Raw genomic sequence first — 14,056 nt, forward strand, 5'->3', positions numbered from 1 at the left:
AGAGATCCCGGCCTCACCTGAGGCCCCCGGCAACCACCAGGAGGACAGTCATGGCAGGCGAATCCACGTTCGACGTCGTCAGCAAGGTAGACAAGCAGGAAGTCGCCAACGCGCTGAACCAGGCGCAGAAGGAAATTGCGCAGCGCTACGATTTCAAGGGCGTCGGCGCCGAGGTTGATTTCAGCGGCGAGAAGATCCTCATGAAGGCCAACTCCGAGGAGCGSGTSCTGGCSGTSCTKGACGTGCTGCAGTCCAAGCTCATCCGCCGCGGCATCTCGCTGAAGTCCCTCGACACCGGCGAGCCCTACGCCTCCGGCAAGGAGTTCCGGCTCGAGGCCTCCATCAAGGAGGGCATTGCCCAGGACCTTGCCAAGAAGATCAACAAGCTGATCCGGGACGAGGCCCCCAAGTCCGTCAAGTCCCAGATCCAGGGGGACGAACTCCGGGTGACGTCAAAATCCCGCGATGACCTCCAGGAGACCATGAACCTGCTCAAGGGCTTCGACGAGGCCGACCTGCAGTTTGTGAACTTCCGCAGCTAGCGGCCCGTCCGCTGCGGACGCTTCCTCGCGACGCGCAAAAGGGACGGCGACACCGGAATTCCGGTGTCGCCGTCCCTTTTGCGTGTCGCGGAGCAAATGCCGCGTCGCCAGCCAAGCCGCCCGGCGCCAGCCAAGCCGTGAGCGTTCTAGCTGAGCGGACGGCCCGCCATCCGCTCCAGCCGGCCGATCCGCTCGGCCATCGGCGGGTGGGTGGAGAACAGCTTGGCCACGCCCGCCCCGCGGAAGGGGTTGGCGATCATCAGGTGCGAGGCGTTGACGAGCCGCTGGTCCTGGGGCAGCGGCTCCAGCTGGACACCCTGCTCGATCTTGCGCAGGGCGGAGGCGAGCGCCAGCGGATCGCCGGTGAGCGAGGATCCGTCCTCGTCGGCGTCGTACTCCCGTGTGCGCGAGATGGCCATCTGGATCAGGGAGGCGGCGAACGGGGCCAGCAGGGCCATGGCGATCGCGGCGAACGGGTTGCCGTTGCGGCGGTCCCCGCCGCCGAACAGCAGCATCATCTGCCCCACCGAGGTGATGACGCCGGCGACGGCGGCGGCCACCGACGCGGTCAGGATGTCCCGGTTGTAGACGTGCATCAGCTCATGGCCAAGCACGCCGCGCAGTTCGCGGGCGTCCAGAAGCCTCAGGATGCCCTCGGTGCAGCACACTGCCGCGGTCTTCGGGCTCCGGCCGGTGGCGAAGGCGTTGGGCGCCATGGTGGGCGAGACGTAGATCCGTGGCATCGGCTGGTTGGCCCGGGCGGAGAGCTCGCGGACGATCTGGTACAGCTGGGGCGCCTCGGCCTCCGTGACGGGGTAGGCCTGCATGGACCGGATGGCGATCTTGTCGCTGTTCCAGTAGCCGTAGGCCGTGGTGGCGACGCCGATCAGGGCCATGATCACGATGGGCGCGGCACTGCGCGTCCCGGCGGCGATGAACACCCCGAGGCCCAGCAGGACTGCCCACAGGACTCCGAACAGGGCCGCGGTTTTCAGTCCGTTGTGATGCTGGTGCACTGGTCCTCCTATATGCCCTGTATTTCCGGATGTCGCGAACCTCGATACGTACCCATAAAAACGAACCGCTACGGTACCGGGTTCCGCGCGTCATACTGCAGGAATCCGGACTGTCGGCGGGCCAGCGTCCAGGCCACGGCAATGCACAACACCCCGCCGAGCAGCAGGACCCATCCCTCGTTCAAAAGTTTAGTCGCGCCGCCGGCCAGCATGTCTCCGATCCGGGGCCCGCCCGCGACGACCACCACGAACACGCCCTGCAGGCGCCCGCGCAGGTGGTCCGGGGTGGAGGCCTGCAGGATGGTGGTCCGGAAGACGGCGCTGACGGAATCCGCGATCCCGGCGAGTGCACAGCACAGGGCCGCGGGCAGCAGCCACACCGTCGCGCCACCGCCGCCGGACTGACCGGCGAGGACCACCACCAGGCCGAGCGCCGCGATTGAGGCGCCCCAGCCCATCACGGACCACACGACGGCGGTCCCCTGGCGGCGGACACCGCCCAGCGGCCCGGAGAACAATCCGGCCAGGAAGGCACCCACGGCCGTGGAGGCCAGCAGGATGCCAACGGTTGCCTCGCCGCCGCCGATCATGAGTGCAGCGATGGCGGGCAGCAAGGCCCGCGGCTGGGCAAAGATCATGGCCACGAGGTCGATCACGAAGGTCATGCGGACGTTGGGCCGGGTGCCAAGGAATCGGAAGCCCTCGAGCACCGAACGCAGTCCGGCCGGCTTGGCATGCTGCCCGGGAGGCATGGGCGGCAGCTTGAGTAGCGCCCAGAAAGCGAAGGCGAAGGTGACGAGGTCGATCGTGTAGGTCCAGCCGAATCCGATCCACGCCACGAGCACGCCGGCCAGCAGCGGACCGGCCGTCATGGTCAGGCCGAAGGTCATCATGCTCAGGGCGTTGGCGGCCGGAAGCAGTTCCTTGCGCACCAGGGCGGGGATGATAGCGCTGCGGGCCGGCTGGTTGATGGCCTGGGCTCCACTCTGCACCGCCACGATCGCGTACAGCAGCCACACATTGCCCACCTGCAGCCATGCCTGGAGGGCCAGCGCGGCGGTGCTCAGCCACAGCACGGACGAGGCCAGCAGGGCCACGGTGCGGCGGTCGTGGGCGTCCGCGATCGAGCCGCCCAGGAGGCCGCCGAAGATCAGGGGGACGAGGGCGAAGATGCTCAGCAGCCCGACGTAGAGGCTGTCCTGGGTCAGCCGGTAGACCTCGAGGCTGACGGCCACCAGTGTTAGCTGGCTGCCGAGCGCGGAGACGGCTGAGCCCAGCCACAGGCGGCGGAAGGCGGGACTTTCGCGCACGGGGGTGATGTCCGCCAGAAGATTCTCCACCGGGCAACTCTAGCGGCGGCCGGGGACGGGCTGTGACACGGACGGACATTCTTAGCCCTGCCTTATTGTGAGACAGTCATAATAAGTGCTTCAATGAGGGTATGACGGATTCCTCGGGCACCCACGATGCATGGGCAGCCGCCCTGCGTGCCCACGGCCGCCGGGTGACCAAGCAGCGCCTGGCCGTGCTGGCCGCCGTCGAACATCACCCGCATTCCCCCGCCGAGGCAATCCTTGCCGCCGCCCGGCAGGAATTGCCGGACCTGACCGCCCAGTCCGTCTATGTGGTCCTGGGGGACCTCACCGACCTGCACATGCTGCGCCGGTTCGAACCCCCGCACTCCCCCGCGCTGTACGAGACCCGGGTCGGAGACAACCACCACCACGCAGTGTGCATCAGCTGCGGCCGCGTGGAGGACGTCGAATGCGCCGTGGGCCATGCGCCCTGCCTGACCCCGCACTGGGACGCGGACGCCAAGCCGATGACCATCCAGATCGCGGATGTGCTGTACCAGGGCATCTGCCAGGACTGTCAGCGCACCCAACAGCTTCCTTCCGAACGAAACTAAGAAATCCAACCAAAGGAGAACGATGACCGAGAACATCTCTGCGCCCGCAGTGTCCACGACACAGTCCGGCGCTCCCGTCACTTCCGACGCCCACTCCAAGTCCGTCGGTGCCGACGGCGCGATCATCCTGACCGATCACTACCTGATCGAGAAGCTCGCGCAGTTCAACCGCGAGCGCGTCCCGGAGCGCGTCGTGCACGCCAAGGGCGGCGGCGCATTCGGCACCTTCAAGGCCACCGAGGACGTCTCGAAGTACACCAAGGCCGCGTTCCTGCAGCCCGGTGCTGAGACGGACATGCTCATCCGTTTCTCCTCGGTCGCCGGCGAGAACGGTTCCCCCGATACCTGGCGCGACCCCCGCGGTTTCGCCGTGAAGTTCTACACCACCGAGGGCAACTACGACCTCGTCGGCAACAACACCCCGGTCTTCTTCATCCGCGACGGCATCAAGTTCCCGGACTTCATCCACTCCCAGAAGCGCCTCCCGGGCACCCACCTGCGCGACGCCGACATGCAGTGGGACTTCTGGACCCTCTCCCCCGAGTCCGCCCACCAGGTCACCTGGCTCATGGGCGACCGCGGCCTGCCGGCCTCCTGGCGTGAGATGCAGGGCTACGGCTCGCACACGTACCAGTGGATCAACGCCGAGGGCGAGCGCTTCTGGGTCAAGTACCACTTCAAGTCCAACCAGGGCGTCAAGTCCATGACGGGCGATGAGGCCGAGGCACTGGCCGGCTCGGACGCGGACTTCTACATCCGCGACCTGCAGGAGAACATCGCCGCCGGTAACTTCCCGTCCTGGGACCTGCACGTGCAGGTCATGCCGTACGAGGACGCCAAGACCTACCGCTTCAACCCCTTCGACCTGACCAAGGTGTGGCCGCACGCGGACTACCCGCTGATCAAGGTCGGCACCATGGAGCTGAACAAGAACCCGGAGAACTACTTCGCGCAGATCGAACAGGCCACCTTCGCGCCGTCGAACTTCGTGCCGGGCATCGCCGCTTCCCCGGACAAGATGCTGCAGGCCCGCATCTTCTCCTACGCGGACGCACACCGCTACCGCGTTGGCACCAACCACGCCCAGCTCCCGGTGAATGCACCGCAGAGCCAGGTCAACAACTACAGCCAGGACGGCGCCGGACGCTTCCACTTCAACGCTCCGTCCGTTCCGGTCTACGCACCGAACTCCGTCGCCGGCCCCGCTGCCGTGGAGCCCGCCGTTGCCGGCGGCGGCTGGGAGAACGACGGCGAGCTCACGCTCTCCGCGCACTCCCTGCACGCCGAGGACAGCGACTTCGGCCAGGCCGGCGCGCTGTACCGCGAGGTCTACAACGACGGCGAGAAGGCCCGCCTGCTGGAGACCGTCACCGGCGCCGTCGGCGGCGTGAAGAGCGCCGACATCAAGGAACGCGCCATCGCGTACTGGACCAACGTCGACGCCGACTTCGGCGCCAAGCTGCGCGCCAACCTGGGTGCCGGGCAGTTTGAGTCCGACGCCGAGGCCGCCAACAAGGTCTAGTCCCGGTTGAGTCGACCTGCGCCGTCAGCTCGACGGTGAACGCCCCGCCACGGATCTCCGTGGCGGGGCGTTGTGCGTTATCCACATGCGTGCGCGTGCCCCTCGCCTCCACGGACAGCGGATCCGTAGGATTTGGGCATGACCGCATTTGCAGGCATTCCGGATGACGCCTTCCGGTTCTACGCAGATCTTGAACAGAACAACAACCGCGACTGGTGGCTGGAGCACAAGCCGGTCTACGACGCTGCCGTGAAAGGCCCGCTCACCCAGCTGCTGGCCGAGCTGGAGCCACGCTTCGGCCCGGCCAAGATCTTCCGCCCCAACCGGGACGTCCGGTTCTCGCCGGACAAGTCGCCCTACAAGACCGCCCAGGGCGCCTTCGCCGAGCTGGAAGAGGGCTTGGGCTTCTATATCCAGCTCAGCGCCGACGGCCTGCTCATCGGCGGCGGCTGCCACACCTACACCCCGGCCCAGCTGGCGCGCTTTCGCGGTGCGGTGGATGATCCCGCCAGCGGCGAGGCCCTGAGGGAGATCGTGCGCAAAGTCGAGGCAGCAGGGTTCGCGGTGGAGGGCGAACGCCTCAAGACGGTGCCGCGGGGCTTCGACAAGGACCATCCCAGGGCGGAGCTGCTCAAGCACAAATCGCTCACGGCCGGGGTCAACGTGGGCCAGCCGGACTGGCTTGCCGGCCCCGGCGCGGTGGAGGAAGTGGCACAGCGCTGGGAGGAATTGCGTCCCCTTGTGGAATGGGAGGGCCGCTACGCCGCTCCCTGAAGGGTCAGCTGCGCCGCTCCCTAGGCATCAGCCGCTTCCTGCGAATCAGATGTGCTGGCCGTCGGTGGCCAGGCGCCTGTCGAGGTTGTTGAAGAAGACCAGCATCATCAGCTCAAAGGCCTCGCTGGCTTCCTCGGGCTGGTTGTTGACGACGAAATCGAACTGCAGCCCATAGAAGGCGGCGGTGAACAGGCGGGCGTCCGTGTCGGCAAACTCGGGCTGGATGCCCTGGAGGACGAGCCAGTCCCGGGACTTCTCGTGCAGCATCCGGAAGTGCTCCTGGGCGGTGCCGCGCGGTMCCGCCGCCACCACGTCCTGCGCTGTGGCCTCAAATTCAAGCCGGGCCAGGTGCCGGTTGCGCTGCGCCATGGTCCACTGCCAGGACTCAAGGAGGAAGGCACGCCACGCGTCCCTGTCGATGTCCCGGACGTCCGTGGCACGAATGCTGTCCAGCCGGGATTCGATACCGCGGATGATCTCGTTGATCAGCTGTTCCCGGTGGCCGAAGTGGTACACCAGGACGTAACTGCTGACGCCCAGCCCGTCGGCGAGGCTCCGGAACGTGAGCTCCGCCAGCGACTTGTCCATCAGGTAATCGAGAATCGCGGACAACAACTCTGTTTTGCGTTCCGGTCGTGCGGGGCGGGCCATGCCTCCATCTTAGGGAGCAGCCCGCCCCTCCCGCGTCCGCAGCCGGAGGCCAACCCGCGCCGGCTCCTTCCCGGACAACGCCGAAATCGCCGGAGCCGTGCCAGGCCCCCGGAAATTTCCAGCGACTTCGCACGGCTCCGGCGACTTGGACATCCCAGAACCCGACGGTCCCGATCGGGAACCGGCAGTGCGGTCAGCGGGTGAGCGCGTCCTCGTCATCCATGGCAGCCGGTCCGGCCGTCGTGGCGGCGCTTCCCTGACCGGGGCCATTCACTGAGGCCCGTGCCTCCGCGAACTTTTCGTTCAGCCGGGAGTGACGCTGGCCGTAGGCGAAGTAGATCGCGATGCCGATAACCAGCCAGATCGCGAAGAAGATCCAGGTTTCCACGGCGAGGTTGGTCATCAGGTACAGGCACAGCACAGCCGAGACGACAGGGAGCACCTTGCCGAACGGGACGCGGAAGGCCGGCTTCAGGTCGGGGCGCTTCTTGCGGAGCACCAGGATGCCCAGGCTCACCATCACGAAGGCGGAGAGCGTGCCGATGTTGATCATTTCCTCCAGCAGGTCCACGTTGGTCAGTCCGGCCACGAGGGCCACTGCGGCGCCGCAAATGATCTGGAGGCGGGCCGGCGTCGCACGCACCGTGCTGGTCTTGGACAGCGAACGCGGAAGCAGGCCGTCGCGGCTCATGGCCAGGACCACGCGCGAGAGGCCCATGAGCAGCACCATGATGACGGTGGTGAGGCCCACAAGGGAGCCAAAGGCAATGATCTTGGCGGCGTCGGTATTGCCGACGGCCTCGAACGCGGTGGTGAGCGTCGGGTTCTTGGCCTCGGCCAGCTGCGTGTAGGAAACCATGCCGGTCAGTGCCAGCGACACCAGGATGTACAGCACCGTGACGATCGCCAGGCCACCGAAGATGCCGCGGGGCAGCGTCTTCTGCGGGTTCTTGACCTCTTCGGCCGAAGTGGCGACGACGTCGAAGCCGATGAAGGCGAAGAAGACCAGGGCCGCGCCGGCGAAGATTCCGAGGGTTCCGTACTGGGCGGGGGCCGCACCGGTCAGGAAGCCAAAGAAGGACTGCTTGAGGACATCCGCGGTTCCGGTGCCTCCGGTCGGCTCGGACGCCGGGACGAACGGGGCGTAGTTCTCGACCTTCATGTACGTGAAGCCGACCACGATCACGAACAGGACCACGGCAATCTTGATGAGCGTGAAGATGTTGCCCACGCGGGCAGAGAGCTTGGTTCCGAGGACCAGCAGCACGGTGAAGATCGCAACGATCAGGAAGGCGCCCCAGTAGAGGTCGATGCCGCCCAGGGAGATCGACGGCGGAATGTCCACGCCCATGAGCGCGAAGACCTTGCTGAGGTAGATGCCCCAGTACTTCGCGATCACGGCGCCGGCCGTGAAGAGTTCGAGGATCAGGTTCCAGCCGATGATCCACGCCAGGATCTCGCCCATGGTGGCGTAGGTGAAGACGTAGGCGGAGCCTGCCACAGGGATGGCTGTCGCGAACTCGGCGTAGCACATGATGGCGAGCGCGCAGGTGACGGCGGCCACGAGGAAGGAGATGGTCACGGCGGGGCCGGCGAAATTCGCGGCGGCCTTGGCGCCGACCGAAAAGATCCCGGCGCCCACGGCAACGGCGACCCCCATGATCATGAGGTCCCACGTGCTGAGCGAGCGTTTCAGCTTACGTCCGGGTTCATCGGCGTCAGACATGGACTGCTCGATGGATTTGGTCCGGAAAAGATTCATTAGGAAAGTCCGCAATCTCGATAACAGGTTTGGAAACAGACCTATCTATCGTAGTGTCCATCCACTGGACGGCCAGATTTGTCCCACATAGTGAGACGCTGCAGCGAGTGGGAGCGGCCGCGGAGCAGCCTCAAATCCCACCCTGATCAGCCTCAGACGGGCCACGGATGAGCCTTAGACGGGCCAGTCCATCAGCGTCGAGCGGATCAGGAATCGCTTGCCTTCCGGCGCTTCCACCGAGAACCCGCTCCCCCGGCCAGGAACGACGTCGACGGTCAGGTGAGTGTGGCTCCAATAGTTGAACTGCTCCCGCGACATCCAGAATTCCAGCGGTTGGGGCTGCAACCCGTCGGAGATGTCGAACAGGCCCAGCTGGACGTCGGAGTCCCCCGTGATGAACTCCCCTGCCGGGTAGCACATCGGCGAGGAGCCGTCGCAGCAGCCACCTGACTGGTGAAACATCAGTGGACCGTGCAGTGCCCAGAGCTTTCGCAGCAACTCGACGGACTCGGGGGTGAGCGCCACGCGGGAGAAGTCCTCGCCGTTGCGGGTGATGGCGGCGTCGAGCCTGGCCTGGGACATGGGAAGTACTCCCTCAGAAGTCGGTGGGGCGGAAGTCGGGGCTGGCGGAAGTCGGGGCGGGCGGAAATCGGGGCTGGCGGGAAATGGTGCGGGCGGGGCGGATCACTGCCGATCCGCCCCGCCCGGGTCAATGCGGCTTAAAAGAAGCCGAGCTTGTTCTCGTTGTAGCTGACCAGGAGGTTCTTGGTCTGCTGGTAGTGGTCCAGCATCATCGAGTGGTTCTCGCGGCCGATGCCGGAGGACTTGTACCCGCCGAACGCCGCGCCGGCCGGGTAGGCGTGGTAGTTGTTGACCCACACGCGGCCGGCCTGGATCTCGCGGCCGGCACGGTAGGCGACGTTGCCGTTGCGGGACCAGACGCCGGCGCCGAGGCCGTACAGGGTGTCGTTGGCGATCCCCATGGCGTCGTTGTAGTCACTGAAGCGGGTCACGGACACCACGGGGCCGAAGATCTCCTCCTGGAAGATCCGCATCTTGTTGTGGCCCTCGAACACGGTGGGCTGCACGTAGTAGCCGCCGGCAAGGTCACCGGGCAGTTCGGCGCGCGCGCCGCCGGTGAGCAGCTTGGCGCCCTCCTGCTTGCCGATGTCGATGTAGGAGAGGATCTTCTCCAGCTGGTCGTTGGAGGCCTGGGCGCCGAGCTGTGTCTCAGTATCCAGCGGGTTGCCCTGGATGATCTTCTCCACCCGGGCGATGGCGTCGGCCATGAAGGAATCGTAGATGCCGTCCTGGACCAGGGCCCGGGACGGGCAGGTGCAGACCTCGCCCTGGTTGAAGGCGAAGAGCGTGAAGCCCTCCTGGGCCTTGTCGTAGAACGCGTCGCTGGTGTCGGCGACGTCGTTGAAGAAGATGTTCGGGCTCTTGCCGCCGAGTTCCAGGGTGACCGGAATCAGGTTCTGGCTGGCGTACTGGCTGATCAGCCGTCCTGTGGTGGTTTCACCGGTGAACGCGATCTTGCGGATCCGTGAGCTGGAGGCCAGCGGCTTGCCGGCCTCGACGCCGAAGCCGTTGACCACGTTGACCACGCCGGCGGGCAGGAGGTCTCCGATGAGTTCCATCAGCACCAGAATCGAGGACGGCGTCTGCTCGGCCGGCTTGAGGACGACGGCGTTGCCGGCGGCCAGGGCCGGGGCGAGCTTCCAGACGGCCATGAGGATCGGGAAGTTCCAGGGGATGATCTGGCCCACGACGCCGAGGGGCTCGTGGTAGTGGTAGGCGGTGGTGTCGTCGTCGAGCTGGGACAGCCGGCCCTCCTGGGCGCGCACTGCGGAGGCGAAGTAGCGGAAGTGGTCGGCGGCGAGCGGAATATCGGCGTTGAGGGTTTCGCGGATCGGCTTGCCGTTGTCCCAGGACTCGGCGACGGCTAGCATCTCGGTGTTCTCATCGATCCGGTCGGCGATTTTGTTCAGGATCGCGGCGCGCTCGGCCACGGAGGTCTTGCCCCAGGACGGTGCGATCTTGTGGGCGGCGTCCAGTGCCAGCTCGATGTCCTCGGCGGTGCCGCGGGCCACCTCGCAGAACGCCTTGCCGGTCACCGGGGTGATGTTCTCGAAGTACTGTCCCTTGACCGGGGCAACCCATTCGCCGCCGATCCAGTTTTCGTAGCGGTCCTTGAAGGTGACCTTCGAGCCCTCGGTACCGGGCTGGGCGTAAACAGTCATTGCTAGCTCCTTTGCTGTGCAAGAGGGGGGCAGCAAGGCGCTTCCGGCCCCCGTTGCACCCAGCGTAGGCGCGCATAGGTTGCAATCAGGTTGCAACCTAAGTGAGCCAGGTCACCTGTCGGGCGTCCTGGCTTCCCGCGCCGGGGTCAGGCGCTCAGTTCCTTGTCCAGCCGTTCCAGATCGGCGACGACGGCGGCGCGCTTGGGCGAGCGGGGCGCCAGCAGCTTCAGCGCGGCGATCCGGACCTCGACGTCGTCCTTTGCCTCGGGCAGCGCAGCGTACTTCAGGAGCGATTCGGCGCTGCCGTCCGTCAGCAGGGCCTCGCGCATCAGCGCGGAGACCCTGCCCCGCAACTCCACGATGCCGGGCGCTTCGGAGCGTGGCAGCACGGCGCCGCGGTAGAGTTCCAGCGCTATCCGGTGGGCGCCGCGCTGCAGGCAGTCCAGCACCTGTCCGGCGTCGGGAACGAGGTCCAGCGGCAGGCGGTAGGGGCGTGACTCCGGGACGGCGCCGGGGTTGAGCTGGTGGAGTACCTTGCGCAGCCGCACCATCTCCGCGCGCAGCGTCATGGTGGAGGCGTCCCCCGGGTACAGGAGGGCGCAGAGTTCCTCTGCGTTCAGCCCTGCGGGGTGCGTGCTGAGCAGCGCCAGGATCTCGCTGTGCCGGGCGGACAGTGCAACGGTGCGGCCGTCGATGCTGAGCAGGGCCTGGTCGCGGCCGAGCAGCTGGAGGCTGTCGCGGTAGAGGCTGTTGGCGGCCGGCGCCCCGGACGGTCTGGGCGCCGAGCTGCGCCGCCGGGACGGCGAGGACTCGCGGGCGGCGGCCAGCTGCAGCCGTTCCACCCGCAGGTGGGCCTGGGCCGCGGCGACTGTGGCCTCAACGAGCGACAGCGTGTGCGGGGCCACGGCCGACTCGGTGCCGGTGATGTCCACGACCCCCAGCAGCGCGCCGGAATCGGGATCGTGGAAGGGCACAGCCGTGCAGCTCCACGGATGCACCGAGCGCTTGTAGTGCTCGGCGCCGGAGATCTGGATTCCCCGGCCTAGGGCCAGGGCGGTGCCGGGGGCGCTTGTGCCGACTGTCGCCTCGGACCAGTCGGCGCCGGGGACGAACATCATGCCTTCCGCCCGGCGCTGCAGTTCGGCGTCGCCTTCCACCCAGAGCAGCCTGCCGACCTCGTCCCCCACGGCTACCAGCATGCCGCTGTCATGGCTGGGCAGGACCAGGAGCTTATGGATCACGGGCATGATGGCGGCCAGCGGGTGCTGCCGGCGGTATTCTTCGAGTTCTTCGCGGTCCAGGGCCAGCGGCGCCTCGGGGTTGTCAGGGTTGGCGTGCAGTTGGGCTGACCGCCGCCACGACTCCTGGATCAGGCTGCTGAGTCCGGGCAGTTGGAGCGCCTCCGGGGAAACGAGTCCACGCGAGTCCAGTTCCTCGTGCCCGGCGCTGGCATGCTGCTGCCGCAGCGCTGCTGTGACCCCGCCAGCTGGCGGGAACAGCGCTGCCGGATGGACCAGATTCCTCATTGAACTCCCACCGGACGGGCTCGACGGCGTGCCGAAGGCCGCCTCGTCCGGCCCAGTCTAGTTCCGCCCGGGGAGTTTGGAAACGCACCGGCCTGTACAAGCCTGCGGGCGGCTCAGGCGCCGGCTCCCGGCGGCAGGACGTAGCTCTTGACCTCGCCCAGGTGCCGGATATCGGGATGCGGCAGGCCGGCGGCCGTGAGCAGCTCCTGGAATTCCCGGCCGCTGCTGAACCGGTCAAAGATCTCCCGGTTAGGGCAAGTGTCCAGGACGGCGATGCCCGCCTCCGTTTGCACGCACAGGTGTACGTCCAACTGGCCGGCCGGCAAGAGGGCCAGCATGCGGTCGTGGCCGGCCAGAAGCTCTGCCGGGTCACCGCGGAAGCTGTACATTCCCAAATACATCATCGCTCTCCTTCACATCGACTACGCTGCGCGATATCGCTATACAGGCACCACGGGATGCCGTCCGGCCCACGGCCTGGCCTGTTCCAGCTGGGCGGCGAGCCGGAAGAGGGTCGCTTCGGCGCCGAAGCCGGCGAGGAAGGACATGCCCACGGGAAGTCCCGCCGAATCGGCGCCCAGGGGGACGGACATGGCCGGGCCGCCCGTGATGTTGGCGTACTCGCCGTCGAACATCAGGAAGCGGCCGGCCTCCCGTTCCCCGCGGACGGGGTCCTCCGCCGTCGGCGTCAGGGTGCCCAGCGGCACCGGCGGCCAACCCACCGTCGGCGTCAGCCAGAGATCGTAGACCCGAAAAAAGCCGGCTACCCGGCGGCTGAACCGCTGCAGTTCYTCCACGCCCTGAAGGTAGTCTCCGGCACTGACCTTCCGGCCGCGCCCGAACAGGACCTCCGTGTGCGGTTCCAGCTCGCCAGGATCCGGCCCGCGGCCCAACCGCCGTGTCCAGTACCCCTCGATCCAGGCGGCTGCGGCGGCGTAGACCGCACGGATGGCCCGGTGCCCGGCCTGGTCAAGGGGCTCGGGGTGCGCCTCTTCGACGTCGTGGCCCAAGCTGCCCAGCAACTCCACGGTGGCGTCGAAGGTCCGAAGGTAGTCGGGATGGACGCTCTGGCCGCTGTTGGGCGTGGCCGTGGCGGCGATCCGCAGCCGTCCCGGCGGCGTCGCGGTTTCGGCCACGTACGGGCGCTGCTGCGGCGGTGCCCAGTAGGGGTCCCCGCGAGCCGGGCCGGCGACGGCGTCCAGCAGCGCCGCGGCGTCGCGCACTGTCCGGGTCAGGGCAAATTCGGCCGCGAGGCCGCCGACCACATCACCGTATTCCGGACCCATTGGCACCCGTCCCCGGGTCGGTTTGAGGGCGAAAAGCCCGCACCATGCCGCCGGATAGCGCAGCGACCCGCCGAAGTCGTTGCCATGGGCCATCGGGACGATCCCGGCTGCCACGGCGGCGGCCGACCCGCCGCTCGATCCGCTCGTGGACCGGGACAGGTCCCAGGGGTTGCGCGTGGCTCCGTACAGCAGCGGTTCGCAGTGGGGGCTGAGGCCGAACTCGCACGTATTGGTCTTGCCGATGATGGCCAGCCCGGCCCGGCGGAAGCGGCTCGCGAGCTCCTGRTCGCGCTGTGAGACGTTGCCGGCGAGCCAGCGGGAGCCTTCGGAGAACGGTGTCCCGGCGATTTCCAGGGCAAGGTCCTTGACGAGGAACGGCACGCCGGGAAAAGGGAGGTCATCGGCCGCCACGGCCGCTGCGCCGTCGTCCGGACTGCCGGTAACCGGGGAGTTGCCGTCCAGCTCGGCAATCACCGCGTTCACGGCGGGGTTGATTTCCCTGACGCGCTCCCGCGCCTCAGCGAGGAGTTCGGCGGCGCTGACCTGGCCGGAGCGGACCAGGTTCGCCTGTTCGGTGGCATCCATCCAGCGGAGTTGTTCGTCCACGGCAACCTCCCGAAGCGACTAACTGGGCGGGACCAACGGCACGGCATGAACGGCGCGGGACTATGCGCGGGAATCGCGGCGGCCCGGTGCCCGCCGCGAGCGTCGGTGTCCGTGAAGATTCTACGTCCGGACCCCTGGCGGGGACAGGCCTTGCCGGGTCCCTTCGGGACCCCTCAGGTGCCTCGAAGGGATCGAGCCCGCGGCAGGATCCCGGAGGGA

General features: G+C 67.3%; 13 protein-coding genes. 4 read left to right on the plus strand and 9 right to left on the minus strand.

Annotated elements, in window-relative coordinates:
- Positions 1–50 precede the first annotated feature (50 nt).
- The gene (locus AC1DEY_RS03285) at positions 51–542 is read left to right on the plus strand and encodes a YajQ family cyclic di-GMP-binding protein (protein ID WP_018773569.1); all 492 of its coding nucleotides are present in this window, start codon (positions 51–53) and stop codon (positions 540–542) included.
- A 146-nt stretch (positions 543–688) separates the two neighbouring features.
- Here AC1DEY_RS03285 and htpX read toward each other — a convergent pair whose 3' ends face one another.
- Positions 689–1,558 (minus strand): zinc metalloprotease HtpX, encoded by an 870-nt coding sequence (gene htpX, locus AC1DEY_RS03290; protein ID WP_476866731.1) that lies wholly within the window; start codon positions 1,556–1,558, stop codon positions 689–691.
- Positions 1,559–1,626: 68 nt separating this feature from the next.
- Positions 1,627–2,898 carry an MFS transporter gene (locus tag AC1DEY_RS03295; protein ID WP_476866732.1) on the minus strand — a complete coding sequence of 424 codons (1,272 nt, stop codon included), beginning with the start codon at positions 2,896–2,898 and terminating at the stop codon, positions 1,627–1,629.
- Between the two features lie 101 nt (positions 2,899–2,999).
- Between AC1DEY_RS03295 and AC1DEY_RS03300 the strand changes: the two genes are divergently transcribed.
- The 3 genes from AC1DEY_RS03300 (at position 3,000) to AC1DEY_RS03310 (ending at position 5,763) form a co-directional block, all read left to right on the plus strand.
- A complete protein-coding gene (locus tag AC1DEY_RS03300; RefSeq protein WP_441407760.1) occupies positions 3,000–3,467 on the plus strand; it encodes a Fur family transcriptional regulator in 468 nt (155 codons plus the stop codon).
- A 22-nt stretch (positions 3,468–3,489) separates the two neighbouring features.
- Positions 3,490–4,989, plus strand: coding sequence for a catalase (locus AC1DEY_RS03305; protein ID WP_476866733.1), 1,500 nt, complete (start codon positions 3,490–3,492; stop codon positions 4,987–4,989).
- A gap of 138 nt (positions 4,990–5,127) precedes the next feature.
- A complete protein-coding gene (locus tag AC1DEY_RS03310) occupies positions 5,128–5,763 on the plus strand; it encodes a DUF2461 domain-containing protein (protein ID WP_476866734.1) in 636 nt (211 codons plus the stop codon).
- 45 nt (positions 5,764–5,808) lie between these two features.
- Here the strand turns inward: AC1DEY_RS03310 and AC1DEY_RS03315 are convergent, their stop codons facing one another.
- From AC1DEY_RS03315 to AC1DEY_RS03345, 7 genes are all read right to left on the minus strand, one after another.
- Complete coding sequence (locus tag AC1DEY_RS03315; RefSeq protein ID WP_476866735.1) at positions 5,809–6,414, minus strand: TetR/AcrR family transcriptional regulator; 606 nt, start codon at positions 6,412–6,414, stop codon at positions 5,809–5,811.
- 193 nt (positions 6,415–6,607) lie between these two features.
- On the minus strand, positions 6,608–8,176 hold the full coding sequence (locus AC1DEY_RS03320) for an amino acid permease (protein WP_476866736.1): 1,569 nt from the start codon (positions 8,174–8,176) through the stop codon (positions 6,608–6,610).
- Positions 8,177–8,350: 174 nt separating this feature from the next.
- On the minus strand, positions 8,351–8,758 hold the full coding sequence (locus tag AC1DEY_RS03325; RefSeq protein ID WP_476866737.1) for a DUF779 domain-containing protein: 408 nt from the start codon (positions 8,756–8,758) through the stop codon (positions 8,351–8,353).
- Positions 8,759–8,895: 137 nt separating this feature from the next.
- Positions 8,896–10,419 (minus strand): acetaldehyde dehydrogenase ExaC, encoded by a 1,524-nt coding sequence (exaC, locus tag AC1DEY_RS03330; RefSeq protein ID WP_441407754.1) that lies wholly within the window; start codon positions 10,417–10,419, stop codon positions 8,896–8,898.
- 146 nt (positions 10,420–10,565) lie between these two features.
- Positions 10,566–11,945, minus strand: a complete 1,380-nt coding sequence (locus AC1DEY_RS03335) for a GAF domain-containing protein (RefSeq protein ID WP_476866738.1) — start codon at positions 11,943–11,945, stop codon at positions 10,566–10,568.
- A gap of 113 nt (positions 11,946–12,058) precedes the next feature.
- Positions 12,059–12,349: a hypothetical protein gene (locus AC1DEY_RS03340; protein WP_476866739.1), complete on the minus strand. Its 291-nt coding sequence runs from the start codon at positions 12,347–12,349 to the stop codon at positions 12,059–12,061.
- Between the two features lie 36 nt (positions 12,350–12,385).
- Positions 12,386–13,837, minus strand: a complete 1,452-nt coding sequence (locus AC1DEY_RS03345; protein ID WP_476866740.1) for an amidase — start codon at positions 13,835–13,837, stop codon at positions 12,386–12,388.
- Between the last annotated feature and the right edge of the window lie 219 nt (positions 13,838–14,056).

The organism is Arthrobacter sp. 05T47, from assembly GCF_056395825.1.

Coding starts and splice junctions, on each gene's coding strand:
- AC1DEY_RS03300 (WP_441407760.1), top strand. CDS start 3,000: ATGACGGATTCCTCGGGCACCCACGATGCATGGGCAGCCGCCCTGCGT.
- AC1DEY_RS03305 (WP_476866733.1), top strand. CDS start 3,490: ATGACCGAGAACATCTCTGCGCCCGCAGTGTCCACGACACAGTCCGGC.
- AC1DEY_RS03310 (WP_476866734.1), top strand. CDS start 5,128: ATGACCGCATTTGCAGGCATTCCGGATGACGCCTTCCGGTTCTACGCA.
- AC1DEY_RS03320 (WP_476866736.1), bottom strand. CDS start 8,176: ATGAATCTTTTCCGGACCAAATCCATCGAGCAGTCCATGTCTGACGCC.
- AC1DEY_RS03325 (WP_476866737.1), bottom strand. CDS start 8,758: ATGTCCCAGGCCAGGCTCGACGCCGCCATCACCCGCAACGGCGAGGAC.
- exaC (WP_441407754.1), bottom strand. CDS start 10,419: ATGACTGTTTACGCCCAGCCCGGTACCGAGGGCTCGAAGGTCACCTTC.
- AC1DEY_RS03335 (WP_476866738.1), bottom strand. CDS start 11,945: ATGAGGAATCTGGTCCATCCGGCAGCGCTGTTCCCGCCAGCTGGCGGG.
- AC1DEY_RS03340 (WP_476866739.1), bottom strand. CDS start 12,349: ATGATGTATTTGGGAATGTACAGCTTCCGCGGTGACCCGGCAGAGCTT.